We start from the raw sequence: 5075 nt of genomic DNA, 5'->3' as shown, positions 1-5075 counted from the left end.
GATCATAGTAATCCACGGTGATAACTCTGGAAGCGACGAAAACAAGGATTTTATTGAAAATATCAATGAAGAATCCCTAAGCAAAAGCCTTATATAGGTACAAAAACGGCTGAAATTCTTACTGCTGAAGGATTGTAAGCGTCAACCTTGATTCAGCCCTATCTACTGCATGAGAACTATTCTCATTCTCTTTTTAATAGCTATTTTACTTCGTATACGTAATATACGAGTGCAAAATAATACGGTATAGTAAGAGTGTAGGTAGGTTTCTTTTAATACTAGAACAAGGGTAGATATGGCTAACGATTTAATACGAGCATCTAACGAAGTTTGGGGCTATAGACATGAATGGGATACGCCCAAAAGTTTCAACGCTTTTTGTTTGTACCGAGACTTTGGCGTAAACAGAAGTATAGAAACTATCGCATCTACGCTAAGAAAAAGTGTAGGTCTTATTCAAAGATGGTCAATCCGAGGAAATTTGGTAGAACGAGCCGAAGCTTTCGATGTAGCTCAAGAAGAGATTGCAAGAGACGTAGCAACTAAGCTACATATTCAAAACCATCTTTCTAGCCTCGAAAAATATAGAAGTTTCTGCGCTAACCTCGGCTGGGCAAACCTTGAACTAGCCGCAGACTGTTTGGATATATCGAAGAAAGCTCTGCAACAATTTAGAGATGATCCAAGCATTAAGCTCAAGCCTTTCGAGGTTAAGGCTTTAAGTAGCGCTGGTGTAAGTAGTGCGGAGATTGGGCAAAAACTCCTCAGTGAAGCTTTGGCTGTAGAGAAACTTTTAGAGGCATTACCTATTGACGTAAAAGCCGAAGAAGTCGATTAATAATATTTTTATTTAATAGGAGTAAATGTTATGGATTTAAACTTAGGACAACTAGTTATAGAGCTAGCGGGAGATTATTCGCAGCTAACTAAAGATATTGAAGCCGCGAAAGTTCTAGCGCTTAAGCAAGCGAAAGAGCTTGAGAAAAATTTCCAGTTATCGCCTAGCTTTGATGCTAAAAGTCTACTTGCCAGTGCTGATTTAGCTGGAGTTAGCGCGGGTAAATCGCTTGCTCGTGGCATTGAGAGAGGCTTGAATAGCTATAAGTTCAGTAACACTTCTTTCAAGTCAGCAGGGGAGGCGATCGCTCAGGGTTTGGCACAAGGCATAAAGTCTGGAGATAGCCAGGTAAAAGCAGCAAGTAACCGCATGGCTGGACTGGTTATTGACGAAACGAGGGCTAGGCTCAAGATCCGGTCGCCTAGTAAAGTGTTTGAAGAGATAGGCGGCGAAATAGTAGCGGGTTTAGCGGCTGGGATTGGAGTAAGTGGCGCTCTATCAATCTCTGGCTTTGTCTCTGGAATCATCAATGATGCAAAAAATGCTGTAGGCGCTGGTTTGGCTTTTGCTGGAGATAGTGTTAAGAAATATTCAGACTTCAAAGCAGTAGAAGCCCAGCTAACATCACTTACTGGAAGTACTGCCAAGGCAACCGAGTCTCTAAAGTTTTTGCGTTCAGAAAGTGAGAAGTTAGCGCTACCCTTTCTCGATTCAACCAAAGCTTACGCTTCACTTGTAGCAGCCACTAACGGTACTAAACTCTCTAGCAGCACTAAAGACATTTTTGATGGATTCAGTTCGGGCGCTAGAGCAGCGCAACTGAGTACAGCAGATTTTAACGGTGCATTTCTTGGTTTGATCCAGTCAATAACTAAAGGCAAGGAAACGACGCAAGATTTTCGGCAAATTAGCGATCGCATTCCACAAGCAATGTCTGTTGCCGCAAAAAGTATAGGCGTTACCAATGAGCAATTCCAAAAACTACTTGAATCTGGTCAGTTGACTAGTAGCGTCTTCATTCCAGCTTTTACGAAGGCTTTGGGCGAGGCGAGTACTACAACTTTAGCAAGTTCCGTAGATACAAGCAGCGCAAGCCTCACGCGCTTAAACAATCGTTTGGATGAGTTAAAAATTGCACTCGGAAAAGCTGTCGAACCTGGTGTAGTCGCTGGTTTTTCTTTTGTAGAACAAGCACTCAACGAAATTGGTAAAGCGGGTTTGTTCGATGATTTAAACCAAGGCGCAAAGCAATTCGCAGCATACCTCAAATCAAATCCAGAGCTTGCCCGTCAACTGGCTCAAGAATTTAGATCCACGGTTCAGACTGCACTAAAAAATGTAGTTGGTGCAGCCAAGGATTTAGGCGATTATTTACAGAAAAATCCTGACGCTATTCATCGGTCAGTAGAAGCCGTAGGCAGCTTTGTTAATAGCTTAAAAGATGCGGTTAACGTTGCTGGACAATTGATAAAACCATTTGCGGATATAGCTAATTTTGCGCTTCAGACTGAGCAACGACTGGCAAATGCTGTTAAGCCAGTGGCTAAAAATCCCAACTCAAACTCAAGCCCAGCGAGGGATATAGAGGATGTCAGCCCAGTATTGCGTCCAGTAGTTAAGTTATCGCAATGGCTGGGTTTTAACAAAGAAATTGGCGATCGCAATAGTAAGAGTATGGGCGTGATTCGTCCAGTAGACGGGGCGATTACTTCTGGTTTTGGCGAGAGGGTAGCGCCAAGAGCAGGAGCATCTACTTTCCACCAAGGTATAGATATCGGTATTCCGATTGGTACTCCAGTTAAAGCACCAACGGCAGGCGTTGTAACGGGTGCTAGCGGTAATACTTTAACACTGGAAAGTATTGATGCTCAAGGCGACAAGATAGTTCAGAAGTTCTTGCACTTAAGCTCATTTCTTAAAAAAGTTGGTGATGTTGTTAGTCAAGGCGATGTCATTGCTAAGAGCGGCAATGAAGGCATTAGCACTGGCCCACACTTGCATTACGGCACATTCGTTAATGGTAAAGCGATTAACCCGCTTGAGTTTGAAAGAAATTTCGCCAAAACTAACATTACTGTTCCTAGCTCTAACCGCCAAGTTATAAGCCAAGCTAGACAGCAGTCTATGCCTACAGCTAGCGAAGGCTGGATGCAAACATTAGCTAGCACTTACTCTACGCACGATGGGCAGTCTCAAACCGAAACACAAACCGCTTCTGGCATTCTGTTAGACGATAGTAAATTAACCGCCGCTATTAACGAAAACTTAAAAAAAAACTTACACATTAACTTTGGCGATCGCGTGGAAGCGCTAAACCCTGCCAATGGTAAATCTGTAGTTGTGGTGGTTACGGACTCTGGGCCATACGAAAAGTGCGGAGGTAAGTATGTTCCCCATTCCTCTAGAGGCTTTGACCTTTCCACGGCTGCAAACAATGCAATTGGCTTAAACGGTTTAGGAACAATCGACTTCCGCGTTTTAGGCAAGAACGGGCAAGCCCAGGCAATTGCCCAAGCCCAGTCCACCACGGCTACGGGTACGACAACTGGGCTTGGGCAACAACCGCCAGAGATACGGGCAATATTGGAAGGTGAGAAGTTAAAAGAAGCCCAAGCCCGTAGACAAAAATTAAGAGAAGCGGCTGCACAATTAGCCCAGTACCAAGCTGAACAGCGAAATATTAGAGCTAGAGGCGTAAACTTTGACTCACGCTCGGCTGATAATTCGATACTGGCAAGACAAGTAGCAGGACTAAAAGATTTACAGTCGTTATCGCCAACTGATACCCGCTTAGATTCGTTGCCAAGTTTAGAACGGGAATTGGCACTCAAGCAGACGCAATTGGATTTAGACCGCAAACTAGCCCAGGTCACGGACGCGGAAAACAAGAATGATATTTCCAGCACTGAGGCTAACGCCCGTGTCACTCAATTGCAGAAAGAGAACGATGTGTTGGTAGCGAATATCAATATCCAATATCAAGCCGCGACCGCAGCGCGAACATTAGCCAAAGCCAAGTTAGAGTTAAATTCTTTAGTCAGAGATAATACCTCTAAATCAGAGTTTCTGAAGCAAGATGCACAGTTGAGCGAGTATGGATTTGGCGGGAACAAACTTGTTTTAGATAGAGATAGTAATAACCTTGACCTCCAAAGCAAGTATGCCTCTGATAAAGTTTCATTGTTAGAACGAGCAAAATTGGAAGGTCTAAATCCTGAGCAGACTAACGGCGAGAAACTGAGGCTGGCACTTAGATATAACCAATCTAACTTGTTAAACAATGTACAATTTACCCGTTCTAGCCAGGATGAGGCTTTTAGTAATTCTCAAAACTTAGGCAGGTCTAATATTGATGTTTTAACAGCTAGAAGTGAGCAATTGCAAGGCTTAGGTTTGTCTGGTTCAGATAAGGGGATACAGAAGCAGATTGCGATCACAACCCAGGATTTAAGCTATCAGTTGCAAATTCAAGACTTACAAAAACTTAGAGATACTACTTCCTTAAGTAATGCCGACTTCGTTAAGATGAAAACTAATATTGAGCAGATAAACGCAATAAAGTTAGACACTATTAATCAAAGTTTTAGTGACTTAAGTGATGTTATAAAAAGTGTACAGTCAGATTTCCAATCCACAACTAAAGACTTTATCCTTAATACTTCAAACATCGGTCAAAGCATCGGTAAGCTTTTAAACGGTATCCTTAGCTCTTTTGCCAATTTAGCCAGTCAGCAACTTAGTAACCAACTGTTCGGGGCATTGCTTGGCAATAAACAAACCTCTCCAAGTCAAAATCTCGGAGGTGGCTTTGGTAGTCTCCTTTCTAGCGTTGGCGGCCTGCTTGGCATTGGCAGTAACTCAGGCAGTGGCTTAGATTATTCCTCGTTCCTTGACAGTGGCGTTGGAGATAGTTTTAGCCTCATTCCAGGATTTAGCGCAGGCGGCATGATAACCGATTCTCTAAATCGGGAACGTTCCATGTCTGGTGGTCGTAACCCGATGCTAGTGGTGGCTAATGACGGCGAGAGGATTTTGAATCCGCAGGAAACCAAGGTCTATAACAGGCTTCTTTCTAGCGGACGACTGCCAAATTACGCTTCTGGCGGGATGTTGGGTGGACAACCAGTGATGAGCGGTGGAATCTGACTTTTCACGGGATGTGGAAAAAGAGAAGTGGTTCGCGAGTAAAAGTGGCGAACCACTAACTAATCGGATCAACTGATGCGCTTTTTGTTGT

At 43.4% G+C, this 5075-nt stretch carries 2 protein-coding genes; both read left to right on the top strand.

The features are described from left to right. Positions 1 to 295: 295 nt before the first annotated feature. Complete coding sequence (locus V7K76_RS29530) at positions 296 to 838, top strand: hypothetical protein (RefSeq protein ID WP_334778798.1); 543 nt, start codon at positions 296 to 298, stop codon at positions 836 to 838. Positions 839 to 868: 30 nt separating this feature from the next. Beyond that, positions 869 to 4984: a tape measure protein gene (locus V7K76_RS29525; protein WP_334778797.1), complete on the top strand. Its 4116-nt coding sequence runs from the start codon at positions 869 to 871 to the stop codon at positions 4982 to 4984. The last annotated feature ends 91 nt before the right edge of the window (positions 4985 to 5075 follow it).

This window comes from Nostoc sp. (genome assembly GCF_036917975.1).
Lineage (GTDB): Bacteria > Cyanobacteriota > Cyanobacteriia > Cyanobacteriales > Nostocaceae > Nostoc.
The sequence above is the reverse complement of the archived record's forward strand: the minus strand, read 5'-3'. Positions and strand labels throughout refer to the sequence as shown.